A 25,963-nucleotide genomic window follows, 5' to 3' on the forward strand; every position below is an offset into this window, starting at 1 on the left:
CCGCGGCCGCGCTGGCGGAGGTGTTGCCTCGCCCTGCTGTGGGCGCACAGCGGCCCGACGCCGACCTCGTGGGACGGATCGACTGGTCGATGGTGGGAGTCGACTTCGCCTCCCAGCGGTGGCCTCGGGAACAGCGCCATCCCACAAGCCGTCCTTACCGCAGCACGGACTCCAGAAAGTCGCTGCCGAGCCGGGCCACGACCGAGAGGTCGAGCTGGTGGAGGACGTAGCGGCCCCGGCGCTGGGTGATGAGCAGCCCGGCCTTCTTCAGGACGGCGAGGTGGCGGGAGACCTCCGGGGCGGTGATGCCGTACGCGTCGGCCAGCTCGCTCGTCGAGTACGCGCCGCGCGAGAGGTTGCGGCACAGGCTCATCCGCATCGGATGGGTCAGCGCGTCCAGGCGCAGCTTCACGGTCTCCACGGACTCGGTGCCGCCGACCTCGTGGGTGGCGGCCGGGTACTGGATCACGGGCTGCCAGCCCGGCGCGTACAGGGCGAAGAAGTGCGGCCAGCCGAAGACGCTCGGCACCAGCGTGACGGCGGTGTCCCGGGCCTCGGTGCGGCCGTGCACCAGCTTGTCGACGACGATGCGGCTACCGAGCTCGTCCTCCTCCAGGCTCAGTGCCGGCGACGCCGCCGTGAGCGCCTCCGCCAGGCCCTTGCGGCGCAGCAGCTCGGTCTTGTGTCGGGCGTCAGCGGCGAGCTGGACGCGGACCCGGCGCCAGGTGTCGGCGAAGAACGCCTGGTCGCAGTCCTCCAGGAGGCGCCGTATCCACGCGCGCGTGGCGGTGGGTTCGGCGAGCATCCGCTCGACGAACGCCGCCTGGCGCGGGCCGCGCGCCGCCGCCAGGTCGAGCGCGCGGCGCCGTGACCGCTTGTCGACCAGTGGCGACGGCAGGCCCTTGGGGTAGTGGCTGGTGCTGCACGAGATCTCCAGGGCCGCGCCGACGAACTTCTCGTCGTCCATGCGGTCGAGGTCGTCCAGTTCCTCGGCGAGGGTTTCTCGAGGCTGGGCCGGCAGCAGGAAGTCGGAGCGAGTCGACCGCCACATGAAGTCGGCCTCGAGCAGCCGGTCGGCCAGCTCCGGCCTGAGCGCGGCGGAGATCGCCGTCGTCCACGTGTGCAGCCGGGCGTGGTGAGCGGGCTCGGCCAGCGCGTGCAGCGCGTTGCCGAGTTCGGCCAGCGGCGAAGAGCAGAAGGTGATCCGCTCGTGCGGCAGTCCGGTGATGTCGATGGTCACGCTCACCCTCCTATGGTGCCGGGCCGGGCGGGGCACTGCCGTGCCGTTTGACGGGGGCCGTCAATCGGAGGGACGGGCGGGGCGGCCCGGGTGCACGGTGGGCGCATGAACGCACTGCAGCAGTACCTCTTCGACAGCTACCGGGCCGCCCAGCACGCCGAACCGGCCCCGCCCGTCCCCGGTACTCACGACGTCGCGGTGCTGCGGACGGCCCGCGACCACCGCCGCTTCGAAGCCGTCCTAGCCGGCCGCCCGACCACCGGCCGCCTCCGCCTGGCCCTCCGCCGCTGGCTGCACCCCTGGACCTACTAGGGCGTGTTGCGAAAGTCGATCTTGGTCGTGAATGATCACCTGCCGTGGGGCGTGGTGATTGCGTCCGGTGCGGTGAGGCGATGCCGATGAAACGCACCACGATGGGCAGTGCGGTGTGGCGCGCATCCGGTGCGTACTACACGACGGTCAGGCGCACCGGGTGCGAACCGGCCGGTGCGGGGTGCGCATCAAGGGCTTGGCCCACGCCGACGGCCTCCAACTGGCGCAGAGTGTCGGCGACGTCCTCGTGGTCCTCGGTGAGGAACTGCACGGCGAAGTCGATGACGGAACGGGCGATGCCCTCCGCCGCGTCCGGCCCGGTCTGCGCCCAGATCCGCAGCGAGGCCACGAAGACGCGCCCGAGGGCCTCCAGGGCGAAGGTGTCCGCGCACGGCTCGCCCGCCTCCGGGCCGGGCAGCGCGGTGACCGGGACGACGATCCGAGTCGCGGCGTCGACGAGCAGCTCGGGCATCTGCGGTTCGGCGGCGGCGAACTCGCGGGCGGTGTCGATGTCGTCGGCCTGGACGGCCCGGAGGTAGTTGAAGGCGCTGATGGCCGCGTGCGGGGTCATCGGGGTGAGCGGCGTGGTGTCGGGCATGTCGGCTCCTCACGTACGGGCCGCCCCGCTGATCGCGGCGGCCTCGAACGCGGTTCCGTTGGACACGGTGGCCACCTTGCCGCTGTCCGGGTCGTAGGTGGTGCCCTGGTCCGGGACCGCGGTTCCGACGCCGCGCCTGATGGGAGGGGGTGCTCCCGGCAGTCGGCGGGACGGGCCGCCTCGAACCAACTGGCGGCCCCGTTCCGGGCCCACGGCGTTCAGGAGGATCGTGAAGAACAACGTGAGGTGACCGATGCTCGCGGGCCACTGCACGGCAGCCCCACCCGCTGGCGTGCTTGAGCCGGGAGCGGTCATCGGGACGTTCGGTCCGGCGGCCTCGCTCCAGAGGGCGTGCGTGAGGATCGCGGTCACGAGATCGAGTTCCCGCGCCCGTAGTGCGGCGACTTTCTGCTGCTCTTGCTCCGACCGACTTCCGCTCTACGAGATTGGCGCTCAAGCCGCCTGAGCTACGGAGTCTTGCTGTTGCCCGGGCCGCTGTCGGGGAGCGTTGGCAACATCGCGGCCTTGCTGCGGCGACGGGCCGTCACCGACGGGAGGCGAACGGGTGTCGCCTCCCGGGAGAGAGGAACTCCAGGGGCAGGGGTGGCCCCGCAGGGGCCTGCACGAGACACGTTGCGGCCCGCCGACCGGAGGTTGGCGGGCCGCAACGAGAAAGGAGTTGGGCTATTCCCACTCCCACTCCTCTTCCTCATCGTCGTCGTCCCACATGAGAACCTCCCTGGTCAGCCACGGACAAAACGCATCGTCAGAAGACGGTGACTGTGTACGGCCCTACACCATCATCGTGTTGCACGGCTCGCACAGTGTGTGGCATAGCCGCCTGCATCACCTGACACACCACATCGCACCCCTGTTCACCTCAGTGGGTGATTTCGTGGACGGCGGCCGGCGGAAGGCGGCGCTGCGTCCGGCGCAGTCGGCGCAGATCGCGTCGTGGCTTTCGGTGCTTGGGTTGCGATGTGTCGGGTCCGTGTCAGTGGAATGGTTGGCAGTCGCTGGCGGCTGCTTTCCGCCGTCCTTTCGCTGGTCACGGTGGGGGGCGAATGGCGGTCCGCTGCTGACATGAGGGTGGCACGGGCACCGGGGCTCACTGTCACGACGCGGTGTATCCCATCGTGGTTGACTGACACGAGGCCGAGATGTCGCAAGGTACAGCAGCGCGCCCCGCTGTACGGCAAGGCCCAGGAGGGCCATTACAACCTGATCTCCGGTTAAAAGCAGTCCATGGGGAAGGCTTTCGGGCAGGTGAGGGAGAGGCCGGGGCGGGCGGTCAGGTCCGCGTGGGACGCCGGCCGCATGGCACCGAGTCGAGTGCCAGGTCGTAGGAGTCGGTGACCAGATCCTCGACCAGGGCCGCGGTGATACCCCGGCCGGCGCCCACGGAGATCCAGTGCGTCTTGTCGAGATAGCGTCCGGCGGTGATCGACGGGCACTGGTCCCGCAACCGCCGCCCGTGTTCCGGCTCCGCCTTGACTGTGATGATCCGCTCACCGGGGCCGTCCGTGACGATCAGGAAGACCTTCCCGGCGACCTTGTAGACGTCCAGCCTCTCGGCGAAGGGGCGGCTGCTGCCGGAGTCGGGCAGCGCCTCAGCCGCGCGGCGTGCCGTCTGCTGCAGCCGGAGCCCGGTGAGGGTCATCGCGGGGCGTGGTCTCCCTGGGCGTACGTTGCCGGGTCCACGGGCTGCTGTGCTTTTGGGAGCCCCGCGACCACCAGCCGGTAAGAGTCGGTCACCAGTTCCTCGACCAGACCGCGGTCGAGGGAGCCGCCGCCGTGGAGGGTGATCCAGTGCCGCTTGTTCATGTGGTAGCCGGGGGTGATCTCGGCGTGCTGCGCGCGCAGCGCCACTGCCTCGCCGGGGGCGGACTTGAGGATCACCAGCGGCTCCCCGGTGACGTCGGTCATCAGCATGAAGACCTTGCCGCGCACCTTGTACACGTCCCACTCCGGGCCGAAGGGGTGCTCCAGTGCGGTGCCTGGCAGGCCCTCGGCGCACTCGGCTGCCATCTGCTGCAGCTTCTTACCGGTCATGACGTTCAGCTCCTTGCTCCGTGTACGACGGGACACCGCCATCGGCAGGCCGCCTGTTCCGCTGTTCTGGCCCCTCTTTCGCGGGCGCTCACGCGAGGATTCCCCCTGCTTGCGGCGCAGGCGGATCAGACGTGGCCTGCCGGCGCCCCCGGGTCAGGAAGCGATCTTTTCCGTCACCGTCTGGGCGAATGCCCAGTTGGAGTGCACGATGCGCCACTGGTTGTCGATGAGGCGATAGCCGTGAGTGGCGTTCCAGGCGCGGAGCTGCTTCTCCTTGCCGTTCTCGTCGAGAACGAAGGTGTTCAGGTTGTACGCCAGGACAGCGAAGTCACCGCTGTCGCTGACGTGAACCTGCGGGTTGAGATACTCGCTGCGCACGATGTGCGGGTTGGAGTAGATGGAGTCGATCCACGCGATGACCTTGTCCCGACCGACCACAATGTTCTCGAGGATCGGGTCGAAATAGCTGACCTCCTCGGCGAACCCGTCGAGGTAGCCGCGGTTGTCGCCGACACTCCATCGCTCGTTGAAGGACTTCTCCAGCTCGATGATGGTCTTGCTGATCTCTTCCTTGCTGACGCCCATCCCATATGCCTTTCAGAGGTGCTGTGGCCGGCCGTACCCGCCCGGCGTGCGCCCGCGTACTCCAGGCGCCGACGGCCCGACTGTCCGGGCCCGCTAGTGATGATTCCCGAGGATCGGGCATTACGGGCGTTAGACTGCGGACACATGATGGTCAGCAGCGGACAGTCGGACGGGACGAAGGAATCCGCTCCTCCGCCGGGCGCACCCACCCCTCTGTACAGCTTCCAGCCCCCGGTCGGTACTCCTTTCGGGCTGGAGGTGACCACCGTCGAGGATTTCTTCGCCCAGCACGACGACTGGCCGTGGAACCCGCCCCGCCCCGGCCGAGCCACCTTCCACTACCTCATCGCGGTCACCGAGGGCGAGCTGCTGCACGACGTCGACCACGCCACCCGCACCGTCGCCCCCGGCCAGTGGCTGTGGGTGCGCCCCGGGCACGTGCAGTGCTGGCACCCGCCGGGTGCCGCCCGCGGACCGTTCATCCTGTTCGAGCCAGATGTGCTGCGGCCCGACATCGCCCGCCTGCTGGCCCCGCTCACCGCGCACGACGCCCCGCCCGTTCTGACCCCGCACGCCGACGACGCCACCTGGCTGCAGGAGACGGCGCTCCAGCTCCTGGACGAGCACCGCGCGTTGGGCCACCGCCCGCTGGACGCCCACCACGCACTGCGGCGCAGCCTGCTCGAATCACTGCTGCTGCGCCTCGTGTACTCGCCAGGCGTCATCCGGGCGGTTCCCGCTGCCGCTCCCGACACGTACGGGCGGTTCCTGGACGCCCTGGAACTCCACTTCCGCGACAAGCACCGGGCCGAGGACTACGGCGAACTGCTGGGCTGTTCGGTACGCACCCTCAGCCGCGCCGCCCGGCAGGCGACCGGCAAGGGGGTACGCGACCTCATCGACGAACGACGCCTCCTCGAAGCACGCCGGCTCCTCGGCAGCGCCGGCTGGAGCGCCCGCGTGGTCGCCGCCCATCTCGGTTTCACCAACTCGTCCAACTTCGGCCGCTTCTTCCGCCGCCACACCGGCCTTACCCCCGCCGCCTACGCGGCACAGGCACAGCCCCAGGAAAACAGCTCCAGTCCGCGACCGGTCCCAGAGCAGAGGCCTGCACCAGTTCTGCGAACGCGGTCAGCATCGCGCGTGATGTGGGGTCCAGCTCGGAGGGGGATTTGACGAAGGCGGCGTATTCGGTGGCCACGGTGTCGTATGACTCCCGGACCGCAGTGAGGTAGGAAGGCTCAGTCACGCGGCGAATGTAGACGGGAGCACTGACAGAGTCTGTAGCCAATTCCCAGGTCACGCAGACGTCGCAAGTAGCGGTGCGAAGGCGCGCTGTTCGTCGAAGGGCTGCCGGGTCTGGAGGCAGTGGTGGAGTTGGCCGAGGAAGCGGTTGAGTAGGTGACGCTGGGCGGCATTGTGCCAGTCTCCGTGCTCGCGTCGGCGTCGGTAGTGGGCGTTGGCTCCAGGGGAGGCCTGAAGGGCTGAGAAGGCCCAGAGGAAGTCGGCGTGCATGAGGCGGTTGTTCTTGACGAAGCGGCGGCCGATGAAGCATTTCTTGCCGGATGCGCGGGTGATGGGGGCCGAGCCGGCGTAGGACTTGAGCGCTCTGGCGTCGGCGAAGCGGGTCCGGTCCTCGCCGATCTCGGCAAGGATTCGGGCTCTGGTCGACAACGACCGGGGTGTGGGCGGCCCCTGACCAGGGCGTGAGGCGGGGCCGCCCAGTTCCTGCCGTCCTGTCAGGGAGCAGGGCACTTCGACGGTAGAGCTCGGCGCCGGTCGGAGCCCTGTTTCTGTGGCCAGCAGTTCGTGAGCCGGCTCCCCGCCAAGCTCCGTCTCGTGCGGCTCGGGAAGGTGTCTTGCAATGAATTTCGCAGCGTTGACCACCCGTCAGCATCGTCGTACAACCCCCAACCCTCCTTGATCGTCAAGGAGATGTGGCCCGGCGTGGGCCGCTGATCGGCGACCACGCCAGCCGCGTGACCTGACCGTCTCTCACCTGGAGATGTAATGAGAGCTGACTCCGTCCGCCGCGCACTGCGGCTCGGAGCCTGTACGACGCTCGCTGCCGGACTCGTCACCCTGGGGCTCACCACCGCTCCCGCGTTCGCCGAGACCGAGCCGGAGACCGACCAACTCTGGATCAACGCCCCGTACGAGCCGACCCTGCCGCTCGGCATCAACGGCGGGACACCGCTCACCCGCACGCTCGATGTCAGGCTCAGCCACGACAACGACCACTTCACTGTGACCGACGGCCGGCTCACCGTGGACGCCTCCGGGCTCGCCGGGGTCGCCGAGATCACCTGGCCGGACAACTGCACGCCGAGCGGCGCGACCGCGGTGTGCGACGTGCCCGAGGTGCCGGTGACCTGGAACACCGGCGGCGAGGTGCACCTCAAGGTCCGCGCGGCCGACGGGGCGTCGGTCGGCGCGCAGGGCCGCATCACCTTCGAAGCGACGGCCACCGGCGGCCCGGACGGCACGCTCACCGCGCCCCGGGACAGCTTCGAGACCACGGTCACAGTCGCGTCGGGACCCGACCTCGCGCTCACGGCCGGCAAGGACATCGAGCACGCCCGGCCGGGCAGCAAGCAGAAGCTCCCGCTCACGCTCACCAACCACGGCAACGAGACCGCGCACGGCTTCACCATCAGGATGATGGCCTCGTACGGGGTGCAGTACCTCAACCGGTACGACGCCTGCACCTACACGACGTCGAGCGGGGACGAGTACGCCCCGATGTCGTACGCGGACTGCACCTTCGCACAGGATCTGGCCCCGGGCGCCTCCTTCAAACTGCCCCAGCCGCTGCGGGTCGCACTCACCCGGCAGGCGCTCCAGGAGCGGGTGGACATCTCGGCGGACCCGGTCGGCGCGACCAACCTGGGGGGCTACAACAGCTATGTGGCGCTACAGATCGGCGCGGACAACACCGCCGACTTCTCGGTGACCGGCGCTGCGGTCCAGGGCGCGGCGGGCGAGACGGTCACCGCGTCGCTCACCTTCAGGAACAACGGTCCCGGCTGGCTGGGCAACCTGGGCTCCGGGGACCCGGTCGCCGCGGTCCGGCTGATCGTTCCGCCCGGCACCACGGTCACCGGTGTTCCGGAGGGCTGCGGGCCGCGCACCCTCTCCGGCAGTTACTACCCGAACCGCACCGGCGCCCCGCGCTACGACTGCTCGCTGCCCTACTGGGTGCTGGAGAACACGGAGCGCTCCTTCGCCTTCAAGCTCCGGATCGACACGGTGGTGCCCGGAGCGACGGGTGAGGTCAGCATCCATCCCGAGTTCGGCGAGTTCCGCCACGACCCGAACCCGAGGAACAACACGGCCGTACTCACCGTGAACTAGCGCACACCAGCGCCCCGAAAGGCACCCTTGTCTCTGCGCGTCGCGCGGGTCTTCTCCGCGCGACGCGCCTCCGCCTTCGCGATCTTCTCGGCGTCGATGGCCAGTTCGCGGAACATCCCGCTGATCGGGTTGGTGAACCGGTGAAGTACAGGCCGGGGGCGTTGCAGGCAGCGGCGCCGTGGAGCACCGGCCTGCCGCGGGCGTCCAGGACCGACGAGCCCCTCCAGGGCGCGGTCGCGGCGATCACGGCATCGGGCTCGATCCGGCTGCCGTCGACCAGGACGACCTTGCCGCAGCGACTACGACGACGCCGCGGCCACGCTCGCCCTGCACGACCGCGCCCGCTACACCGACGGCTGTGCCGCCTACCCCGTACCGCCCTGGGCGGGCGTCTTCCTGCGGGCTGCGGCCTGCTTCGCCCGGCTCGTATCCGGCGAGGACCACGAACTGCGCCTGCGCCCGCTGCCGGATCAGCTCACCCCGTGACCGAACCTGACGTCGTCCCCCCTCATCTCCCCACCCTCTGCCCGACCTGCCGTAACCCCGCCGCTTCGACGCCAGTCCCACCAGCATTGCGGCAACACGCCGCAGCGTGTGGAAGGGCTGACCGTCTTGCCTGGTTGACTCTTGCTGCCAGAGAGTGATGACACAAGACCGCGCATGCAGGTAGCCGATGCGGTGCGACGGGTATCGGCGGCGGCTCAAGTGTTCGGTCCCTCCGAGCGCGGAGCACCCCTGCTGGCTTGCTACGCCCAGTCGAGTCCGAGGTTGGCAAGCGCGGTGAGTTTGGCGGTGCCCGTCAGGTGCCCTTCCCGGGCTTTGTACTGCGCCAGGGCCGCAACGCTCTTGGTTGCGCGTCGGCCGGGGCCGCCGCGCCGCCGTCAGAACAACGACGCCGGACGGGAGGGAGACGCCGGCCAGTGAGAGGACCCGTTCCTGATCCGCACCGGTCTGTACTCTGCCGAACCCGGCCGGCTACTACACCCTGCACACTCTGCGCAACAACGTCTCCTTGTAGTTGCTGACTATGCGGCTGCGGCAGCGACGGCTGTCAGTCCGCCGATGACAGCGAGGACGACCAATGCTGTGACCTTGTCCAACTTCGGCCTCCTGGACAAGGCCCACCCGGTGACCAGAGCCCAGGCCAGCACCAGGTAGAGGAAACTGCCTACCCGTCCGACCACGGTCATGAACACCGCAAGGGTCACCGCGACGGCGCCAGCAGCGATTACTACGCCGCTCGCCTTGTCCTGCACCTTTTCCGTCATACCTACCTCGTCTCCACATGCCGATCGACTGCTGAACGGGCTTCTCAGAACGCCGCACCCATGGTGGCTCTGAACTCGTTCCCGGTGTCAGTGCGAACCGGCGGCCCAACGCTGGTTCGTGGAGCGCGCGTTCGCCCACCTGCGCTGGTTCCGCCGCCTGAGGATCCGCTGGGAGATACGCGACGACATCCACGAAGCCTTCCTCACCCTCGGATGCGCACTGATCTGCTGGCGACGCCTGAACTCACCTGTCGCCCGCTAGTTTTTCTGCAGAGTACGGGTGACACCCGCGATGACGGCGGTCGTCAGCACCCAGCCGAAGGCGATCAGCAGGTAAGCCAGCCACTGGAGGCTGTCGTTCGACCAGTACCAGGCCGTGCGCTGCCCCAGGCCACCGATGGGGATCAAGAGGTCGAGTGTGTAGACGAGGGGCTGGAAGGGGGCGCCTTGTCCTCGTTGGACCGGGTTGGGGGAGTGAGTGCGGAATTCGCGGGGCTTCGAATGATCCAGGCAAGCTTCACTCCGTGATCCGCCGCCACCTCGCAGGGCTGGATCGTGTCGCAGGCGCGGCCGTTCAAGCCGTCGTCGCGCGTGTCAACCACTCCCTGCGCTCGCGGTTAAGTCCTGCTGCCACGCGGTTCCTCGGTGACGTTCTCGTCTACCAGCGACACCGCGAAGAGATCCAGGGCCGCGTCTGGGATCACATCGCCAACATTGACCCCGAGCTCGGGCGCAGCCCGGACCGACCGGTGCGGGTGGTGGCGCACAGCCTCGGGGGCGTCATCGCCGTCGACATGGCCACCGGCCATGACCCCATGTGGACGGCATCCCTCCTGACCTTCGGGTCACAGGCGGCCTACTTCCACCTCTGCGACCCTCGAGGTGGACAGCTGGCGCCGTACGCAGCCAACCAACCAGTCACCCTCCCAGCGTCCTTGACACGCTGGACGAATCTGTGGAAGCCCCTAGATGCCCTTGCTTTCATCGCTTCGAGGGTGTTCCGCCTCGCCGACGGCACGCTGCCGTGCGACCGTCCCTTGAGCCACACCGTTACGACCGGGCTGTGGACATACTCCGTTTACTGGGACCTCCCAGAACTTGCCTCAGCGATCAGTGACATCAGCTCTCAATGACAGCGTTCCCACCCCACCCCTGCTGGTGAGACCTCTGTGCTGCTCGCTGGCCGAGGCGGCTGGCGTACGGATGCCAGTCATTGTCCACCGAGTGGAGCCCACAATGTTCTGGTGCTGGTGCTTGAGGGGTCTGCGCCGGCGTCGTTACTGGTGTGGCTGCGACCCGGCCAGGAGTGCCTTGATGGCGTTTTGGTCTGGGGGAAGGCGGACGTCGTTGAACCACGAGGTGACGAGGTGGGTGTATCGCCAGCACACGTCGCGATCGGCGAGAGCGCTCAGGTAACGGTGCTGGGCTGGAGTGAGCTTGGCACCTTGGTCATAGCCGGAAGGGAATGCCGCGGCGAGTAGCGGTCCCCAGTCTTCGGCGATGGTGAGGTTGCTGCAGAACGGCACGGAAGCCATGGCGGCCGGCAGCAGTTCCTCGAAGTCGGCAGCGCGTTCGATGGCCGCGGACAGAAGGGCGTGTCGCAGGCGGCCTTCGATGTGCGGAAGCGGTTCCCCGGCCCAAGGGTCGGTGGCGGTGGGTTCGAGGAACCAGGAGTCGATGGCCTCGGGTTCGCGCAGAGCACGGAGGATCGTCCGCGTCGCCTTGGTGTCGCCGGCGCATCCCGGTGACAGAGCGGCGCAGGCACGGATGGCGGGGTCGGGATCCGCGAGCCAGCGCGCGGTGTCCGCGCCCCAGGCGCCGATGGTCAAGACGATGGTGGCGCGCTCACGACGGTCGGTGCTCTCGGCGAGCAGCCGCCGAAGAGTCTGGGTGGTTCCGGAGATCCTTCCGGCCAGCTTGGGAGATTGAAGGAGCGTGGCGGTGGTGTTGAGGGCGGCCGCTCGGACGGTGGGGTCCGGGGCCAGGAGATGGGTGGAGACGGCGTCGTGGATCGTGCCGCGGACTGCGCGGACCGCATCGATGACGCCCGGATCGTTGCCGTCCTCCTCGTCGGTCGTCTCGCCGTAGGCCGCCGAATCCGCGATCTGACCCAGCCATTCCAGCAAGGCGGCACGCAGTGGTCGAGGTCGGCCATCCCAGGTGGAGAAGTTCTCGTGGCGGGCCAGAGTGCGGGGGTCGTTCAACACCGCGGCTACGTACAGTGCGGCCGGTGCCGTCGCGCTGTACAAGGACTCCTGGTGCAGAACGGACATGTCCAGCAGTCCCAGCGCTCCCGCTTGAACCTCCGGGTCCTCCTCCAAGAGCTGAAGCAGGCGAAGGGGCGTGTCCTGCGCCTTTCCGTAGGCATGCTCCAGCGCGGTCCAGTCCGTGCACTCGATCACGGAACGTGGGTCAGGCAATTGCCCATGGAGAGCCTGAGCGGCAATACGGTAGTCATCCTGGTTCGTCACACAGAAAGGATCGCCCCTGCCACTGACGTGCCTCGTACTCGGACGCTGGGAGGGGCTCCAGCAAACCCGCCACTGACCTACTACTCCGTCTACTTAAGTGTCACACCGTCGACTTCCGCCACACCTCTAGCAAGTGACGGGGGACTTCCATCCGGACCCCCGCGCCACCTGCTTGAGGAGCCTTGTCATGACGTACACCAGCTGGTCAAGGGGTGCTGAGCGGCCTGCGGGAAGCCCGGAATCCAGTGCCATGAACGGTGCCGCGAACGATTCCAACGTCGTGCCCATCACCGCAGCTCACACCGCCCGTGTTTCTCATCTTTGAGCTCGTCAGCTGGTGATCGTTAACGTTAGGGTTACGTCCTGTGACGAGAGCCTGGGGACGGATAGGTCGGGGACGTTCACTGCGCATGCCAGCAGGTGCGGCACTGGCCGGAGTGGTCGTCGCAGCGACGGGATGCACAAGCGGTGCGCAGGATTCGGCTGGTGACGACATGGCCCCCGCGGCGCGGACGTACTTGTCGAAGGCGCTGAGCATCATGGAAGAGCACTCTTTGCTCCGTCACCAGATCGACTGGGACAACCTTCGAAGCAAGGCGTTCTCGCAGGCCCGCGGGGCGCAGAAGCCCGCGGACACCTACGGGGCGATCGAGTCGGCGCTGGGGGCTCTGGGCGATGGGCACAGCACCTTCTGGGATCCGGGGCAGGCCAAGGAGGGCATGGAGGCGTCGACCTCCTCTTTCGATGGTTTGGAAGGACGGCCCCTGAAGAACGGCATCGGTTACGTTTCCCTGCCGTGGGTGAACGGTTCCCAGAAGACGTACGACGCGTACGTACGGCAGGGCCGGGCCGCCGTGGCGAAGGCGGACGGCGCGGGAGCCTGCGGCTGGGTGGTGGACCTGAGGCCGGAGACGGGCGGTGGCATGTGGCCCGTGCTCACCGTGGCGGGGCCGATCCTGGGCGACGGCACGGCGGGCATGTTCGTCGACGCGGACGGCAAGAAGTCCGTGTGGTCGATCAAGAACGGTGCCCCGTACCTGGACGGCAAGTCGCAGGGCTGGAGCACCGGCGGCCGGCCCCTCGCGACCAGCAGGCCACCGGTCGCCGTCCTGACCGGCCGGCGGACGTCCAGCGCGGGCGAGGCGGTCGCGGTGGCCTTCCGCGGACGCCCGGACACCCGCTCCTTCGGCGAGCCCACTTTCGGCGTCCCGACGGGAAACGCCTCCTACCGCCTGTCCGACGGAGCCACGCTCTTCATCACGGGGGTCAAGGACGCGGACCGCACGGGCCGCGCCTACGACGCGCCGATCCCGCCGGACGAGGAGGTCATCAAGGATCCCCGCCCGGTGGCCCGCCACCAGGACGCCGTCCTGGACGCGGCCCAGAACTGGCTGAACAAGCAGGCCGCCTGCCGACAACGGTGACACTGTGCGGTCACTTCGAAGGTTCGTGGCTGAGAGTCAGGCCTTCGGGGGCGGTCAGCCGTCGGCAGCGGCCGGTTTCCTCGGCCAGCTGGGGGTGGCGCCTTTCCGGGCGAGACGCCTGGTCATGAGGGTGATGGCGGCCCAGACACCTCAGGCTGTTATGCGTCAAGTTGGTTGTCGGGGTCGGTCGAACAGGCGGGTGCTCCTGTTCTGTGAAGTCGTGGCACGATCGGGACGTGGAGAATCCGGATCCCGCATTTCGCCGTCGCCTCCTGCTGGAGGCGCTCATCGTGTTGGCGGCGCCTGCGCCAGCCCAGACGGCATGGCTGGAGAAGCACGGTGTCGTGACGGACGAGATCGCCCTCGATTTCGATCACGCGTTCCGCATGGCCGAGCGCCTGGTGGAGGAGGGACTCCTCAGTAGTGGTGCACTACCTGACCTGCGGATGATCGATTCGATCTTCGATGAGATGACTCGCGATGAGTCCTCCGATCAGTGGACGACAGCGGCTCTGATCAGCGACGTTGGGTGGGCCCAGGCCCGCGGGCTGGCTCAGCAGGTTCTGGCCGGGGAAGGCGTGGAGACCTCGGTGCTGCCGGATATCTGTGTTATCCGGTAGCGCACCCTGGTGGCTCAGGCCGCTGCTGCCTGTGAGGCGACGCTCCCCTCGGGAAAGGCCACGGTCTCGTCATAGGTTCGGTTGTGCTGCAGGCAGTGGTAGAGCTGGCCGATCATGCGGTTGAAGAGATTGCGCTGATTTCTTGCCGGAGGCTCGGGTGACGGGCGAGGAGCTGGCGTACGCCTTGAGGCCGCGGGCGTCGGCGAACCGTGTGCGGTCGTCGCCGATCTCGGCGAGCACCCGGGCACCGAGCTGGACACCGAGGCCGGGGAAGCTGAGGAGGATCTCAGCGTCCGGGTGCTGGGGGAAAGCCTCCTCCACCGCCTTGGCCAGGTCGTCAGCGGCGGTGCAGGCGGCCGAAAGCTGGATGAGCAGTGCGAGCATCTGTTGCCCAAGGGCGTCCTCGACGAGCGGTGGCTGGTGGGCGCAGTCGGCGCGGAGGACTTCGCGGAGCCGCTCGGCTTCGGCTTCGATGCCGCGCTTTCGGCCGGCGCGCTTGAGCGCTGCCTGCAGCTGGGCGCGGGTTAGCCGGGCGGCCTTGGCAGGGGTGGGGGCGGCTTTGAGGAGCTCGTGAGCCTCGGGGCGGCACAGACCGTTCTTCCAGGACTCGATGGCGGCCAGGGCGGCGGGATAGTACTCGCGCGGCAGGGAGCGGAGCTGGTTGGCGATCTGCGGGTCTTGATCACCTGTGGATAGGCTCGGGCCATGACCGGCGACTGGCGGATGGACCGGATCGGGGCTGCTCTGCGGGGCGAGAACCCGACTGTGCTGCGGCGGCTTGAGTCTGGCTTTGCGGTGATCGGCGACGTCCAGTTCCTGCCCGGGTACTCAGTTCTCCTCGCGGATGAGCCGGGTGTTCAACGGCTGTCTGACCTGCCGAGGGCCAAGCGGCTGTCGTTTCTGGCCGGGATGGACCAGCTCGGAGAAGCGGTTGAGCGAGCCTGCCGGCGGCTGGACCCCGAGTTCCGTCGGGTCAACCTGGAGATACTCGGCAACACGGACCCGTTCTTGCATGCCCATGTTTGGCCGCGGTTCGAGTGGGAGCCAGCCGAGCTGGTGGGCAAGCCGGTCTGGCTGTATCCGCGTGACCGGTGGAGTGACGAGCGGTTCAAGCTCGGCCCGCAGCACGATGTGCTGCGGGATGCGATCGGCAGTGAACTGGACCGACTGCGTTCGATGGCCTGACGGGGAGGACCCGCCGACCGTCAGGTGGGCGGGCCCGGTGATCAGTGACGGTCAGTAGACGTCACGGAGTCCTTCGCAGCGGAACGATGTCTGGGATGGCCGTGGGGACAGAGGGGCGGGCCGCTTCCGGGGTCGCCAGAAGCGCGACGATGGTGACCGGCTGCTGACAGTGCGGACCGTTCCGGGTCGCCGTCGGCTCCAACGGGTTGCGTTCCGGGGTTGGTTGGCGTGATGACGCTCGGCTGAACGGTCTGGGCTGCGCGGCAGATCCGGGCGACCGTGCGGGCGGTCGAGCCGTCGACCTTGGACTTGCCGGTCGCGGCGGCGAGGGTCTCCAGGGTGAACCAGGCGACCCTCAGGTCCTTCTCGATCGCGGCCTGGGCCAGACCCTCGGTGAAGTGCGACTTCCCGGTCCCGGACGGGCCGGCGATCACCAGGTTTTTCGCGCGGCCGATCCACTCCAGGGTGATCAGGGAGTTCTGGGTGGGTTCGGGGATGGTGGAGTCCTCGGCCCGCCAGGACGCGAGGGTCTTGCCGGTGGGGAAGTTCGCCGAGTGGCGCCGGAGGCGCCGGGTGGCCGCGTCGCGGCCGGTGACCTCCTCGGAGATCAGCAGCCGCAGGACTTCGGCGGGGTCCCACCGCTGGGCGCGGGCGGTGGCCAGGACGTCGGGTGCGGCCTTGCGCATGTAGGGCAGGCGCATCCGGCGCATCAGCCTGTCGAGCTCGTCGGGCAGGGCCGGGGCCTGGGGAAACGTCACGATCGGTAACTCCTTCGTGGGTCGCGGTGGGCGCCGATAGGCTCGGCGGGTGATCAACATGGCGGTGCGTGGTGACAGCAGGAAGGTCGTGGCCAGCGCCGAGGCCGGCGTGGAGTGGACGGCCGGCTTCGCGGATCTGGACCCGGCGCAGTTCCCGATGCTCTGGGCCCTGACGCCGTATGGGGATGCGGTCTTCAACCAGCGGCAGGTGCCGCTGCTTCTGGCGGAACTCGACCGGCTTCCTGCCGACTTGGGCGGCGAGTGGGTCGGGCAGGCCCGCGAGCTGTGCCAGGTTGTCGAGCGTGGGCTGCACCTGTATCTGTGGTTCATCGACGACTGACTGCGGTCAGTCGGCCCTCGACTCCCCGGCCGCCATCGGCTGCTGCCCGAGGGCCTGCCAGGCGATGGTGCCGTTCTGGACGGAGTGGGCCTCGTCCGCGCGGATGACCTGGCCGACGGGCCGGTTTGCCGCGATGTGCTCCAGGATGGAGACCAGGTCGTCCTCTTGTAGACGATGGCCCGGGCGGGGCTGAGGTTGTGTCTTACTGGCCGCCTGGCAGCAGAACCTGGTGCGGTTCGGCCGGCTTTCCCGTGCAACGGGCTCGGTGCTCCGTTAGTCCTCCTCGGTGGCCGGCTCGGGGAGGGTCCAGCGCTTGCCCCGGCGGGCGTGCAGATAGCCGTAGTAGTAGAGGTATCCGGCCGCGAACATGGCCAACGAGATGGCCGCTGATACCCAGTCGGTGACCACCGTTTCGTAGCTGACGTAGACGATGACGGCGAGGATCACGATCGGCGCGGTGATGTTCCCGGGCATCTGGTAGGCCGCGGCTTTCGTCCGGCCGGTGAGCTTTCCGCGTAGGGCGGAGAGCGCCACCACGGCATAGAGGATCAGCAGGTTGGCGCCGGTGGCCAGCAGCAGGGTGTCCGACGGGACCAGCCAGGCGATCAACGCGGAGGCCGCGCCCACCACGAGGGTGGCTGTCACCGGGGTCTTCAGTCGGGTGTGCACCCGCGCCAGCGGCCGGCCGACCACGTCCGGCCAGGCGCCGTCCCGGGCGGCCGAGTAGACCATCCGGCCTTGCTGCAACATGATGGCGATAACCGCGTTGATCACCGCCAGGGCTATTCCGAGGCTGACCGCGGTGTTGACCGCGCTGCCGCCACGGGTCAGGAGGAAGTAGTTCATCGGCGTTGTGGAGCCGATCAGTCTGGCCAGGCTGGGCGTGCCGAGCAGCACCGCGATCAGCGGGAGCACCTCGGCGGCCACCGTGATCGCCAACGACCAGAGGATGGCACGGCCGATGGTCCGCCCGGCGTTTCTGGTCTCCTCGGCGAAGTAGACCGCGGCGCCGTAGCCGTTGTAAGCGAAGAGCGCGGTGGCCACTGCGGCGGTGACCAGCCCCCAGGAGACCCCGGTGAGCACCCCGTGCGCCCCGTCGGCTGTCTGCGCGGTCCACAGAGTGGAGACCGGTTGGCCGACATGGACGAAGCCGAGCACCACCAGCACCGCCAGCGCCGCGAGTTCGACCGCCAGGAAGACCCCGGTGACCCATGCGTTGGTGCGGATGTTGAAGACCGCCACCACCGCTGCGAACAGCACCACGGCGATCCCGGCGCCCTGGCCGCCGAGCGAGTGCCAGACCTCGCCGAGGTAGTCGCCGGTGCCGAGGGCGATCACGGCCAGGATGAAGATCCCGCCGACCATGTTGAGCATGAAGACAGCGAACCCGGTGGCCGGGCCCAGGGTCCGGGCTGCGAAGGCGTATTCGCCGCCGGTCACGGGGTAGCGGCTGGAGAGCTCGGCGTAGCAGAAGGCCATGAAGATCCCGGCTACCGCGGCCAGCAGGAAGGCCACCGCCGAGGCGCCGCCGACCTGTTGGATCACGGCCGGAACGATGATGAAGACGCTGGAGGCGGGGGATACCGCGGAGAGCGTGATCAGCACGTTCTCCTTGAAGGTGAGGGAGCGGGAGAGCTCCTGCGCGTAGCGCGGTTCGCCCCCCTGCGGGTCCGCGGCTCTGGTGCGCTCGTTCATGCTCATGATGGCTGCTCCATTCTTTGGCGCACCAGCCAAGACTTGCTGCCTGCCTTCCGTCAAGGGCTGCAACAGCTGCCTCTTGATTAATTTGGCTGGAGCGTCAAAGATTCACTCATGGCCCGACCCAGGAACCAGACCGCACGCCGTGCCCAGCTGATCACCGCCGCCGGACGGGCGGTGAGCACTTACGGCCCGGCCCGGGTGCGGGTAGCGGACATCGCAGACGCCGCCGGCGTGGCCCGCGGCTCGGTGCACTACTACTTCCGCGACCTCGGCGACCTGCTGGAGCAGGTCTACAAGGACGCCGTGGACAGGTTCTTCACCCAGCGCCTGGACGCGGTGACCGGACTGCGCGACGCCCGGGACAAGCTGGTGGTCTGCGCCCGGCGCGGGCTGCCCACCGGCCCGGATGACGAACTCGTCCGGCTGCTCTACTGGTTCGGGCCGGAGACGACCGACAACCCGGTCTTCGCCGCGCACGGCCAGGGTCTCTTCGACCGGCAGGTCGCGGTCTACACCGGGATACTGGAGGTCGGCGAGGCACAGGGCCACTTCACACTCACCGAATCGGCCATAGACATCGCCGCCAACCTGGTCACCCTGGAGGACGGCTACGGGCTGCACATCGTCACCGGCAACCGCTCGGTCACCCCCGAACGCGCCCTCTCCCTCGTCCTCGGTTACGCCCGCACCGCGACGGGCTGCGCCAACCTCACCCCGGACCGACCCGTACAGGAGCACCCGCGCGCATGAGCAGCACCGACCACCACCGCAGCACCCCCTCCGGGCGCCTCAGGGCCCGAGCTCTCGGCATCCCGCTGGACGGCACGCCCGGTACGTACAACGCCATCACCGACGTGCCGGAGGTGGCCGTCGGACACACCACCTTGATCGAGGGCGAGCAGGTCAGAACCGGCGTCACCGCCCTGCTCCCGCGCGGCCGCTCAGGTGTCGGCCTGCCCTGCGCGGCAGGCTGGTACTCACTCAACGGGAACGGCGAGATGACCGGCACTACCTGGATCGAGGAGTCCGGGGCGCTCTCCCTCCCGGTCGCCCTCACCAACACCCACGCCGTGGGCCCGGTGCATGCAGGTGTGATCCAGTGGGTCGCGGAACACCGCCCGGACCTGGCCGCGAAATGGCTGCTGCCGGTGGTCGCCGAGACCTGGGACGGCTACCTCAACGACATCAACGGACGGCACGTCCACCCCGAGCACGCGATCGCGGCAGTCGACGCCGCCACCTGCGGCCCCGTCGAGGAGGGCTCGGTCGGCGGTGGCACCGGAATGAACTGCTACGGCTTCAAAGGCGGTTGCGGCACCTCTTCGCGCCTCGTCGACTACGGCCCGGACCGCTGGACGGTCGGCGCATTGGTCCAGGCGAATTTCGGAGACCGGCGCGAACTGACCGTGGCTGGCGTCCCCGTCGGCCGCGAACTGATGGACGACAACCCGATGGAAGACACCGACTGGCACGAGAGCACCCGGCCCGTCCCCGGCGGCTCCGGCTCGGTCATCGTCCTCCTGGGCACCGACGCCCCGCTCCTCCCCGGCCAGTGCAAGGCACTCGCCCGTCGCGCAGCGATCGGCCTCGGCCGCACCGGCACCGCCGGCGGGCACTTCTCCGGCGACATCTTCCTGGCCTTCTCCACCGCCAACGCCGGAATGCTGAGCAGCGATTTCCCGCAGGCCGAGCCGACCGCCGACGAGTACGAGACGCTACGCTTCGTCCCCTGGGGCCGGATGGACCGCTTCTACACCGCGGCCGTGCAGGCGATCGAGGAAGCTGTGCTCAACGCCCTCGTCGCCAACGAAACCATGGTCGGCCGCAACGGCCACCGCTCTCCCGGCCTCCCCCACGACCGTTTGCGCGAGCTCCTCAAGCGCTCCTGAAGAACAAGGGTGAGGGCGGCTCGGGCGGCTTGTGCTGCCGCGCTGCGGCTTGAGAGAGGTGTTCCGGGCGGCGGCTATGGCTGCGGCTGTTGTGCGGCGTACGTCTGCGTCCGCGAGGGCCATGAGTTCGCCGGACCAGGGTGTGTCGGCTTTAAGGCGCTTCCACATCAGCAGTGCTCCGATGTCCGCTTTGCCGATATCCCCGCTGGCGCGTGCCTGTTGGGCCACGTGTTGCAGCGTCTCGTCGTAGTACGTGCTGACGGTGTCGGTGTAGGCCTGGCGGGCGGCGGCGAGATGCTGCCATTGCTCGGGTGCCCGGTTGAACGGGTTGCTTGTCACGGCTTGCTGCTCCGTCTTGTCGGGAGGGGGCGGTCGGGTGGTGGTCAGCTGCTGCCTGAGGCGTTGCGCGCGCGGTGTTCGCGGAGTGCTTGGAGGATGCGTTGCTGGTGTTCTTCGGGCGCGGTGATGGGGTCTGATGCGGGGGCATCAAGGAGTGGGGCTAGGCGGCTGTGCAGGGCTTCGAGGCCGATGAGCGCGTCGAGGCTTTGCAGGGTGTCGTAGTCGATGACCGGGAACGGCGCCCGGTCGGGCGGTAGGAGTGCGGCGAGGAGGTCGAGCGGGGCCCATTCCTCGTCGAGACGCTGGTTGAGCCAGGTCCGGGAGGCCTCGGGTTCGGTGTGGCGCCTTGCCCAGATGAGGGTGATCTCCAGCTCGGTGAGGTCGTGGACAGGGCGGCTTACGGCTGGGGTGAGGTGCCCTGCGATTTCATGACTGATCAATGAGCGGGCTTCCCTGATCCAGTCGGGGGTGGCTGCTGCCTGTGTGTGGTCCACGCCGTCGGCGTCTGCGCGGGTGGCCACGCGTTGCAGTGTGCGAGCAGAGAGGACAGCTCCGTCGGGCGTCTCGGCCATGATCTTGAGGATTTCGGGCCGTTCGGGCTCGGCAAGGTCAGTCAGCAGGTCTTTTGCGAGGAACTCCATGGCGCGGTCTGCTGTGAACAGTCCGAGGGCTTGCGGGGCGGCGGTGAGGTGGCCGTAGTGCTGGGCTGCGGCTTTGAGGAGTGCCGCGGCCGGTAGGGGAGTGCCGGCGGCGCGTTTGTACTGGATGCGGCGGGTGATGCGCTGGGTGTCGTCGCGCAGGCGCAGGAGCAGCTCGTCCGCTTCGGCGCCCGGGGTGCCGTCGGCCAACTGCTGCAGGGCGGTGTCGAAGGTGTGCTCGGGGAGGTCGTCGTCGGGGATGCCGAAAACCATGTACCGGTCGAAGTAGTCGATGCTGCCGATGCCGCGCCGCAGCGCGATGGCCTGGGGGTCGGCGCCGTGTCCGAGTGCCTGCCGAAGTGGCGCGAACAGCATGCCCATCAGGCCAATCACGTCATCCAAATGCTGCTCGGCGACGCCCGCGTTCTGCAACCTGGTGCGCCAGCGGTCGATGCGCTGTTCCGGCCGCTCGTCGCGGCGTGTGGACAGGTCGATGCTGGTGCCGGTGAGTTCGGCTCGGTGCTGCCACAGCAACTGGTAGGCGCGGGGCTCGCTGGTGCGTAGGAAGGTGACGAGCAGGAAGTCGACGATGTCGACGTTGCCGGTGAGCTGGCCGAGGGTGGCGTCGGCCTGGCCGAAGAACCGCTTGATGGCGCGCGGGGTGCGCAGCCGGGCCTGCAGGTACCGGTAGTAGGCCTCGGAGAGCCGCTGCTGCTCGCCGGGTGTCAGGGTCAGGCCGTGCGAGGCGAGGACCGCGGTGAGAGAGCGGTCGACCAGGATGTCGGCGTCGCGCTCGCGGAACGCGGGAAGGTCCAGCCGTACCTGGATGATCTTTTCCAGGAACTCTCGTGCGCGGGTCTCGCTGTTGCCGACCAACTCACTGCGTTGCAGGACGTCCAGCAGGGTCCGTTCGTCGAAGCTGATCAGGTAGTACACGCCGGGTAGATGGCCTACCAGGCGTACCAGCTTGAAGACGACGAGGAGCTCTTCGGGGGTGAGGCGGTCTAGGTCGTCCATGACGACGAGGACCGGGCGGCCCGCTTTGCGCAGGGCTTCCTCAGCCTTGTGCTTGGCGGCGGACGCGCTCGTGTCGCCGCTGATGCGGTTGCTGACCTCCTGGATCAGCCCTGCCGAGTCGAGGCCGAAGAAAGCGGTGACCTTCCCCAGAGGGCTGATGGCCTGTCCGAATCCGCCGATCTTCTGCCGCGCCTCGGACCACCGTTCGTCTTTGGGAAAGGCTTCGCGTATCTCGCTGAACAGCGCCAGCATGAGGGACTCCAGATCGGAGTACAGCCATGGGTTGAGTTCCGCGATCAGCCAACCTTCATCGCTGCGCGCTTCCCGTAGACCGCGTGCCACCTTGCCGAGGACGCTGGACTTTCCCGAGCCCCAGGGTCCGATCAGGGCGAGGACTCCGGTTTCGGTCTGGTCCCGCACCCGGTCCAGCAGGCCGATTACGTGCTGGGCGTACTGCCCGTGCCCGAGCAGATCAGATCCCTCCTCGTGGTTGAGGAAGGGCTCGTCGTTGAAGAAGTGCGCGTCGGTCATTTGCTCATTGTCGGGACAGCGCGCGGGCCAGGTACGGGTGTTGGTGAGTATCAGGCCGTTGGCGCGATTTGGACGAGCGCAGGACCTCACCCCGCAGGACCAGAGACCAGCACTGCGCTCCAACATCCAGCAGGCGCGCTCATGCCCACTCCATGCCCAGCTCCCGTAGCGCGTTCAGCTGTTCCTGGGTGAGCTTGCCTCTCCTCGTGCGGGCGTTCGATACCCACACGCCCAGCTTCACGACCACCGGCTCCGCTTCGCCGTCGACCGTGATCTGTTCGCTGTGCCCCCGCGGAACCGGTCGGTGGGCGCCTTCCCGTTCGACCCATTGCGCGAGGGCTGTCAGGCCCCGCTGGAAGGCCGCCTCAGCCTTGCTCCCGGCCTTCCTCGGGCCCTTGGCCGCGTCGGCCGGCGCCGGAGGAAGCTCTGCCGGGGCCGCGGCAGTCACGGGGAGGGTGGCGCCCCGCACGCCCAGCCGGGCTAGCCGTTCCTGCTGTTCGGTGGACAGGAGCTTCCAGTTGCTGGGCTGTTTCTGCTGCTGGAGCCACTTACCGATGTTGTCGCCGTCCATCAGTACGCCGGGCTGAATGTCGGGCAGCTGGCCGTCGGCGTCGACCAGGTCTGCCAGGACGCGGTAGTGCCGCTGCCAGTCCAGGGGCCACGGGCAGTCCCAGTCCGTGTCGATCTCGGTGAGCTGCGCTGCGCGCACGGCGGCCCGCTCCCGGTCCTTGCCCAGGCCGTTCTTCGCGCCCTTCCGGCGGAGGTTGGCCATGTGCTGGCCGACCGGTACGAGACCTTCGGCTTCGCCCTCGCCCCACACCGCGTCCTGTCGGGGGGCGAGGTGCCCGGTGGCCCGCCGGTAGGACCGGAGTACGGCGAGCTTGGCCTCCCACGCTTCCTCGCCCGGCTCCCACACCATTCCGGCCTCCGGCGCGTCCAGCAGCGTCTTACGCCGCTCCTCCAGCTCCCCGGCCCGCAACGCCTTCCGCTGCTGGTGCACCCACCGGCCAAGCGGAAACGCCTTCGTCGCCCCGACTTCGACCTCCACGTCATACGGCACGGCGTAGACGCCGGTGATCCCGTTCTCCGCCCGCCAGCGGAGCAGGGCTTGGTAGCCCTCCAGCCACACCAGCGACTCCGGCCGGTAGACCCGGGTGCGCAGGAACGCCGCGATGGTCGCTGCGTCCCGGGGAGAGGAGAAATGGAGCAGGGCCGACTCGGCGGCGGCGTCGGTGTCGTCCTGCTCCTGGTCCTTGCCGTCGCTCTCGCCGCCAGCCCTGACGATCCGCCCGTCCTCGTCACGCTGGACGTGGATCTTGCGCTTGCCGCTGGTGAGGGCGCGGGAGGCGAGCTGCTCGACCAGGCGTTCATCGTGGCTGCGCAGGCCCTGTAGGACGGCTACGAGGGGGCGGAAGCTGGCGCTGGCGACCATGTCGGTCGGGTCCTCGTCGGGCTCCAGGAATACCGGGACGATGATCCTGGCGACTTTGGTGGAGCCGTCCTTGTTGAGGCGGAGTGCCCGGCCGATGTTCTGCACGATCTCCACCTGTGAGCCGCGGGTGTCGGCGAAGCAGATCGAGTCGACTCCCCGCTCGCCGGTGATGTCTACGCCTTCCCCGAGCACGCGAACGCTGGCGAGGAAGGCGCGGTGCACCCTGCGTCCGGCCGCGTCGATGCCGTTGGCGAACTGGCGCAGGACCTCGCGCCGCTCGGTCACGAGGTGGTCGCCGCACAGCCACGCCGACCAGACGCGGTCCGGCGGGACGTGGCGGCCGGCCTCGAGTTCGTAGAACTCCGCGTCGATGGAGGACTTCGGCAGCTTGTCGGCGGCGGCCAGGTCGTCGTCGGTGGCGTCGTTGACGTACAGATCGGCCGCCGTCTCCGGGAGCTTGTCCGCGAACGCGGCGGCCTCCTCCACCTTCTGGTGGAACGTCATCACCGTACGCAGGTTGTACGCGGCGGCGTGCTCCAAGAGCGCGGTCTGCAGCAGCGCCAGGCGCCGGCCGCGCCGCGCCTCTTCGGACTCCCCGAGGACGGGGGAGGGGTCGCGGATCTCCAGGACGTCGATCTCGAACCCGGCGAGGATCTCCCGCTCGATCGCTTCCGAGAGCCCGAGCTCCGCCCCGGGCAGCCAGGCACCGAACGTGCCGTTCGGGTCGTCGGCCATGGTCGCGATCTCCAGCTCCTGGCTGTCCGCGCCCTTCTGTGGCCGGGCCGCGGCGAGGATGCGCGGGGTCGCGGTCAGGTAGAGCCGGAAGTCCGCGGGGATGCGGGCGTTGTCGTGGATCGCGGCCCACGGCCGCCCAAGATCACCGGCGGTTCCGTGGGCCTCGTCCACGATCGCGAGGTCGAAGCCTGCCATGCGCTGGCCGTAGAGCCGCTCTCCGCCAGCCAGAGCGCCTTCCAGCGGCCCGCGAACCTTCCGCTGGCCCACGGGCGCGTCGATGTCCTCGCGGTCCACGAGAGAGGCGTACGTGGCGAAAACGACGACCGGCCCGGACCCCGCCCACAGGGCGAGCTGGATCGGGTTGGTGGTGGTCCGCACGCCCAGCTCCTTCAGCACCGGGTCGTTCTCCAGCGAGCACACCGCCACCATCGGGGCCCGGTGACCGACCAGACGCCACGCCTGGGCGGTCTGCGCGAGCAGGTCCAGGGTGGGCACGGTCACGAGGATCCGGCCGTCCGCGAATGACTCCAGCGCGCACGCGGCGGCCGTGATCGTCTTGCCCGATCCGGTCGCGGAGACGATCGTGCCCCGGGCCCCCTGCGGGGGCACAGATGATCTTGCAGGGAATCCAACCCACTTACGAAACGCCGACTTCTGGTCCACTTGGTGCTCGCGTAGCTGAATCGCAGACATTTCCTAGCCCCCTGGATCAGTCAGTTCTTCGACTTCTCATCGTGTGTCAGGAATCGTTGGAGTAGGCGTTTCGCTGGCTCATGGTTGTAGTACTCGGCGATCTGCAGAGGGGTCTCCCCATCGACAGCCGGCAGACGCGGATCAGCGCCGTAGGCCAGCAGGATCGCGGTAACAGCCGTGTTCAAAGGGTGTCCTGACTGCAGGTGGCCGTCTCCTTCGATGTCAATCGAATGAGTGAGCAGGGTGTGACCGAAGCACACCTCGTTCGGGTCCGCTCCAGAGTCCAACAGCGTGGTGAGCACCTCGTAGTCACTCATCTCCACGGCTTGATGTACGGGAGTCCATCTCCCCACATCACCAAGGGGCTCTGTCCACTTCCCATCGAGACCCATCCAAGCCTCCAACATGCATTAAAGAGTGAGAGCTAACACCATGCGGAATCTCCCAAAGGGTATCCCCATGTTCCGCCAACGGTACATGCTGCATCAACCTGATGCAGCCGCTACACTAGAACCCGACACGAACGAGCAACCCCCTCCCCTCATAGCCAGCCTGAGTCCGCGTCAGCGGGCTCTTGTCCTGGAGGCGAAGCCGGAAGGACCCTCGGGTGGGGGAGCGCAGCGGACCCACCCGACCGGACTGGAGCGAAGCGGAAGTCCGGGAGCGGGACGCAGTCCCGCCGCTCCAGGAGCGCAGCGGACGGAGCATCAACCTGCCTGCGCAGCAGGCAGGTTGGTCGGGAGGCGCAGCCTCCCGCAGGCGCTCACGCGGAGCGGGAGCG

At 68.4% G+C, this 25,963-nt stretch carries 23 protein-coding genes and 5 pseudogenes; 11 read left to right on the plus strand and 17 right to left on the minus strand.

Going from position 1 to position 25,963, the window contains the following annotated elements:
- Nucleotides 1–154: 154 nt before the first annotated feature.
- Nucleotides 155–1,246: a DUF5937 family protein gene (locus ACIHCX_RS34075; RefSeq protein WP_400036493.1), complete on the minus strand. Its 1,092-nt coding sequence runs from the start codon at nt 1,244–1,246 to the stop codon at nt 155–157.
- 99 nt (nt 1,247–1,345) lie between these two features.
- Here ACIHCX_RS34075 and ACIHCX_RS34080 point away from each other — a divergent pair, with 99 nt between their 5' ends.
- Nucleotides 1,346–1,552: a hypothetical protein gene (locus tag ACIHCX_RS34080; protein ID WP_400036495.1), complete on the plus strand. Its 207-nt coding sequence runs from the start codon at nt 1,346–1,348 to the stop codon at nt 1,550–1,552.
- A 136-nt stretch (nt 1,553–1,688) separates the two neighbouring features.
- Here ACIHCX_RS34080 and ACIHCX_RS34085 read toward each other — a convergent pair whose 3' ends face one another.
- From ACIHCX_RS34085 to ACIHCX_RS34105, 5 genes are all read right to left on the minus strand, one after another.
- Nucleotides 1,689–2,150 carry a hypothetical protein gene (locus ACIHCX_RS34085; RefSeq protein ID WP_400036497.1) on the minus strand — a complete coding sequence of 154 codons (462 nt, stop codon included), beginning with the start codon at nt 2,148–2,150 and terminating at the stop codon, nt 1,689–1,691.
- A 9-nt stretch (nt 2,151–2,159) separates the two neighbouring features.
- Nucleotides 2,160–2,522: a hypothetical protein gene (locus ACIHCX_RS34090; RefSeq protein ID WP_400036499.1), complete on the minus strand. Its 363-nt coding sequence runs from the start codon at nt 2,520–2,522 to the stop codon at nt 2,160–2,162.
- Between the two features lie 919 nt (nt 2,523–3,441).
- The gene (locus ACIHCX_RS34095; protein ID WP_400036501.1) at nt 3,442–3,810 is read right to left on the minus strand and encodes an MmcQ/YjbR family DNA-binding protein; all 369 of its coding nucleotides are present in this window, start codon (nt 3,808–3,810) and stop codon (nt 3,442–3,444) included.
- Nucleotides 3,807–4,202 carry an MmcQ/YjbR family DNA-binding protein gene (locus ACIHCX_RS34100; RefSeq protein ID WP_400036503.1) on the minus strand — a complete coding sequence of 132 codons (396 nt, stop codon included), beginning with the start codon at nt 4,200–4,202 and terminating at the stop codon, nt 3,807–3,809. The genes ACIHCX_RS34095 and ACIHCX_RS34100 overlap by 4 nt, the downstream gene beginning before the upstream one ends.
- Nucleotides 4,203–4,355: 153 nt before the next feature.
- A complete protein-coding gene (locus ACIHCX_RS34105; protein WP_400036505.1) occupies nt 4,356–4,787 on the minus strand; it encodes a YybH family protein in 432 nt (143 codons plus the stop codon).
- 144 nt (nt 4,788–4,931) lie between these two features.
- On the opposite strand from ACIHCX_RS34105, the gene ACIHCX_RS34110 reads away from it, so the two are divergent.
- A complete protein-coding gene (locus ACIHCX_RS34110; RefSeq protein WP_400036507.1) occupies nt 4,932–5,963 on the plus strand; it encodes a helix-turn-helix domain-containing protein in 1,032 nt (343 codons plus the stop codon).
- A 123-nt stretch (nt 5,964–6,086) separates the two neighbouring features.
- Here ACIHCX_RS34110 and ACIHCX_RS34115 read toward each other — a convergent pair.
- A pseudogene (locus ACIHCX_RS34115) lies at nt 6,087–6,497 on the minus strand (transposase); the annotation flags it as partial.
- Between the two features lie 300 nt (nt 6,498–6,797).
- On the opposite strand from ACIHCX_RS34115, the gene ACIHCX_RS34120 reads away from it, so the two are divergent.
- The gene (locus ACIHCX_RS34120; RefSeq protein WP_400036509.1) at nt 6,798–8,141 is read left to right on the plus strand and encodes a hypothetical protein; all 1,344 of its coding nucleotides are present in this window, start codon (nt 6,798–6,800) and stop codon (nt 8,139–8,141) included.
- On the opposite strand, the pseudogene ACIHCX_RS34125 reads toward ACIHCX_RS34120, so the two are convergent.
- Both ACIHCX_RS34125 and ACIHCX_RS34130 read right to left on the minus strand, forming a co-directional pair.
- Nucleotides 8,138–8,433 (minus strand): annotated as a pseudogene (locus ACIHCX_RS34125) (NAD(P)/FAD-dependent oxidoreductase); the annotation flags it as partial. The gene ACIHCX_RS34120 and the pseudogene ACIHCX_RS34125 sit on opposite strands and share 4 nt — an antisense overlap.
- A 733-nt stretch (nt 8,434–9,166) precedes the next feature.
- Nucleotides 9,167–9,409 (minus strand): hypothetical protein, encoded by a 243-nt coding sequence (locus ACIHCX_RS34130; RefSeq protein WP_400036511.1) that lies wholly within the window; start codon nt 9,407–9,409, stop codon nt 9,167–9,169.
- A gap of 109 nt (nt 9,410–9,518) precedes the next feature.
- On the opposite strand from ACIHCX_RS34130, the pseudogene ACIHCX_RS34135 reads away from it, so the two are divergent.
- Nucleotides 9,519–9,671: pseudogene (locus ACIHCX_RS34135) on the plus strand (IS5/IS1182 family transposase); the annotation flags it as partial.
- Here the strand turns inward: ACIHCX_RS34135 and ACIHCX_RS34140 are convergent.
- Nucleotides 9,668–9,895, minus strand: a pseudogene (locus ACIHCX_RS34140) (oxidoreductase); the annotation flags it as partial. The pseudogenes ACIHCX_RS34135 and ACIHCX_RS34140 overlap by 4 nt on opposite strands.
- A gap of 38 nt (nt 9,896–9,933) precedes the next feature.
- On the opposite strand from ACIHCX_RS34140, the gene ACIHCX_RS34145 reads away from it, so the two are divergent.
- A complete protein-coding gene (locus ACIHCX_RS34145) occupies nt 9,934–10,542 on the plus strand; it encodes a hypothetical protein (protein WP_400036513.1) in 609 nt (202 codons plus the stop codon).
- A gap of 144 nt (nt 10,543–10,686) precedes the next feature.
- Here ACIHCX_RS34145 and ACIHCX_RS34150 read toward each other — a convergent pair whose 3' ends face one another.
- Nucleotides 10,687–11,880: a HEAT repeat domain-containing protein gene (locus tag ACIHCX_RS34150; protein WP_400036515.1), complete on the minus strand. Its 1,194-nt coding sequence runs from the start codon at nt 11,878–11,880 to the stop codon at nt 10,687–10,689.
- Nucleotides 11,881–12,374: 494 nt separating this feature from the next.
- On the opposite strand from ACIHCX_RS34150, the gene ACIHCX_RS34155 reads away from it, so the two are divergent.
- The gene (locus tag ACIHCX_RS34155; protein ID WP_400036517.1) at nt 12,375–13,304 is read left to right on the plus strand and encodes a S41 family peptidase; all 930 of its coding nucleotides are present in this window, start codon (nt 12,375–12,377) and stop codon (nt 13,302–13,304) included.
- A gap of 236 nt (nt 13,305–13,540) precedes the next feature.
- The gene (locus tag ACIHCX_RS34160; protein ID WP_400036519.1) at nt 13,541–13,924 is read left to right on the plus strand and encodes a hypothetical protein; all 384 of its coding nucleotides are present in this window, start codon (nt 13,541–13,543) and stop codon (nt 13,922–13,924) included.
- A gap of 14 nt (nt 13,925–13,938) precedes the next feature.
- Here ACIHCX_RS34160 and ACIHCX_RS34165 read toward each other — a convergent pair.
- Nucleotides 13,939–14,596 (minus strand): annotated as a pseudogene (locus tag ACIHCX_RS34165) (transposase); the annotation flags it as partial.
- A gap of 33 nt (nt 14,597–14,629) precedes the next feature.
- On the opposite strand from ACIHCX_RS34165, the gene ACIHCX_RS34170 reads away from it, so the two are divergent.
- Nucleotides 14,630–15,109 (plus strand): HIT family protein, encoded by a 480-nt coding sequence (locus ACIHCX_RS34170; RefSeq protein ID WP_400036521.1) that lies wholly within the window; start codon nt 14,630–14,632, stop codon nt 15,107–15,109.
- Between the two features lie 41 nt (nt 15,110–15,150).
- On the opposite strand, the gene ACIHCX_RS34175 is transcribed toward ACIHCX_RS34170, so the two are convergent.
- Nucleotides 15,151–15,867: an ATP-binding protein gene (locus ACIHCX_RS34175; RefSeq protein ID WP_400036523.1), complete on the minus strand. Its 717-nt coding sequence runs from the start codon at nt 15,865–15,867 to the stop codon at nt 15,151–15,153.
- A 58-nt stretch (nt 15,868–15,925) separates the two neighbouring features.
- Here ACIHCX_RS34175 and ACIHCX_RS34180 point away from each other — a divergent pair, with 58 nt between their 5' ends.
- Nucleotides 15,926–16,207: a hypothetical protein gene (locus ACIHCX_RS34180; RefSeq protein ID WP_400036547.1), complete on the plus strand. Its 282-nt coding sequence runs from the start codon at nt 15,926–15,928 to the stop codon at nt 16,205–16,207.
- 273 nt (nt 16,208–16,480) lie between these two features.
- Here ACIHCX_RS34180 and ACIHCX_RS34185 read toward each other — a convergent pair whose 3' ends face one another.
- Nucleotides 16,481–17,908: an APC family permease gene (locus ACIHCX_RS34185; RefSeq protein WP_400036525.1), complete on the minus strand. Its 1,428-nt coding sequence runs from the start codon at nt 17,906–17,908 to the stop codon at nt 16,481–16,483.
- A 111-nt stretch (nt 17,909–18,019) separates the two neighbouring features.
- On the opposite strand from ACIHCX_RS34185, the gene ACIHCX_RS34190 reads away from it, so the two are divergent.
- Nucleotides 18,020–18,658, plus strand: coding sequence for a TetR/AcrR family transcriptional regulator (locus tag ACIHCX_RS34190; protein ID WP_400036527.1), 639 nt, complete (start codon nt 18,020–18,022; stop codon nt 18,656–18,658).
- Entirely contained in the window at nt 18,655–19,797 is a 1,143-nt protein-coding gene (locus ACIHCX_RS34195) for a P1 family peptidase (protein WP_400036529.1), read from the plus strand. The genes ACIHCX_RS34190 and ACIHCX_RS34195 overlap by 4 nt, the downstream gene beginning before the upstream one ends.
- Nucleotides 19,798–20,180: 383 nt before the next feature.
- Here the strand turns inward: ACIHCX_RS34195 and ACIHCX_RS34200 are convergent, their stop codons facing one another.
- The 3 genes from ACIHCX_RS34200 to ACIHCX_RS34210 all read right to left on the minus strand — a co-directional run bounded on the left by ACIHCX_RS34200 (nt 20,181) and on the right by ACIHCX_RS34210 (nt 25,574).
- Complete coding sequence (locus ACIHCX_RS34200) at nt 20,181–22,322, minus strand: P-loop NTPase fold protein (protein WP_400036531.1); 2,142 nt, start codon at nt 22,320–22,322, stop codon at nt 20,181–20,183.
- A gap of 139 nt (nt 22,323–22,461) precedes the next feature.
- A complete protein-coding gene (locus ACIHCX_RS34205) occupies nt 22,462–25,182 on the minus strand; it encodes a Helicase associated domain protein (RefSeq protein ID WP_400036533.1) in 2,721 nt (906 codons plus the stop codon).
- A gap of 20 nt (nt 25,183–25,202) precedes the next feature.
- Entirely contained in the window at nt 25,203–25,574 is a 372-nt protein-coding gene (locus ACIHCX_RS34210) for an ankyrin repeat domain-containing protein (RefSeq protein ID WP_400036549.1), read from the minus strand.
- Nucleotides 25,575–25,963 lie beyond the last annotated feature (389 nt).

It is taken from the genome of Streptomyces sp. NPDC052043 (genome assembly GCF_044548235.1).
Lineage (GTDB): Bacteria > Actinomycetota > Actinomycetes > Streptomycetales > Streptomycetaceae > Streptomyces.

What these genes read in the sequence shown, in the direction of transcription:
- ACIHCX_RS34080 (WP_400036495.1), top strand. Translation starts at nt 1,346, where the DNA reads ATGAACGCACTGCAGCAGTACCTCTTCGACAGCTACCGGGCCGCCCAG.
- ACIHCX_RS34085 (WP_400036497.1), bottom strand. Translation starts at nt 2,150, where the DNA reads ATGCCCGACACCACGCCGCTCACCCCGATGACCCCGCACGCGGCCATC.
- ACIHCX_RS34095 (WP_400036501.1), bottom strand. Translation starts at nt 3,810, where the DNA reads ATGACCCTCACCGGGCTCCGGCTGCAGCAGACGGCACGCCGCGCGGCT.
- ACIHCX_RS34100 (WP_400036503.1), bottom strand. Translation starts at nt 4,202, where the DNA reads ATGACCGGTAAGAAGCTGCAGCAGATGGCAGCCGAGTGCGCCGAGGGC.
- ACIHCX_RS34105 (WP_400036505.1), bottom strand. Translation starts at nt 4,787, where the DNA reads ATGGGCGTCAGCAAGGAAGAGATCAGCAAGACCATCATCGAGCTGGAG.
- ACIHCX_RS34110 (WP_400036507.1), top strand. Translation starts at nt 4,932, where the DNA reads ATGATGGTCAGCAGCGGACAGTCGGACGGGACGAAGGAATCCGCTCCT.
- ACIHCX_RS34120 (WP_400036509.1), top strand. Translation starts at nt 6,798, where the DNA reads ATGAGAGCTGACTCCGTCCGCCGCGCACTGCGGCTCGGAGCCTGTACG.
- ACIHCX_RS34130 (WP_400036511.1), bottom strand. Translation starts at nt 9,409, where the DNA reads ATGACGGAAAAGGTGCAGGACAAGGCGAGCGGCGTAGTAATCGCTGCT.
- ACIHCX_RS34155 (WP_400036517.1), top strand. Translation starts at nt 12,375, where the DNA reads ATGGCCCCCGCGGCGCGGACGTACTTGTCGAAGGCGCTGAGCATCATG.
- ACIHCX_RS34170 (WP_400036521.1), top strand. Translation starts at nt 14,630, where the DNA reads ATGACCGGCGACTGGCGGATGGACCGGATCGGGGCTGCTCTGCGGGGC.
- ACIHCX_RS34180 (WP_400036547.1), top strand. Translation starts at nt 15,926, where the DNA reads ATGGCGGTGCGTGGTGACAGCAGGAAGGTCGTGGCCAGCGCCGAGGCC.
- ACIHCX_RS34185 (WP_400036525.1), bottom strand. Translation starts at nt 17,908, where the DNA reads ATGAGCATGAACGAGCGCACCAGAGCCGCGGACCCGCAGGGGGGCGAA.
- ACIHCX_RS34190 (WP_400036527.1), top strand. Translation starts at nt 18,020, where the DNA reads ATGGCCCGACCCAGGAACCAGACCGCACGCCGTGCCCAGCTGATCACC.
- ACIHCX_RS34195 (WP_400036529.1), top strand. Translation starts at nt 18,655, where the DNA reads ATGAGCAGCACCGACCACCACCGCAGCACCCCCTCCGGGCGCCTCAGG.
- ACIHCX_RS34200 (WP_400036531.1), bottom strand. Translation starts at nt 22,322, where the DNA reads ATGACCGACGCGCACTTCTTCAACGACGAGCCCTTCCTCAACCACGAG.
- ACIHCX_RS34205 (WP_400036533.1), bottom strand. Translation starts at nt 25,182, where the DNA reads ATGTCTGCGATTCAGCTACGCGAGCACCAAGTGGACCAGAAGTCGGCG.
- ACIHCX_RS34210 (WP_400036549.1), bottom strand. Translation starts at nt 25,574, where the DNA reads ATGGGTCTCGATGGGAAGTGGACAGAGCCCCTTGGTGATGTGGGGAGA.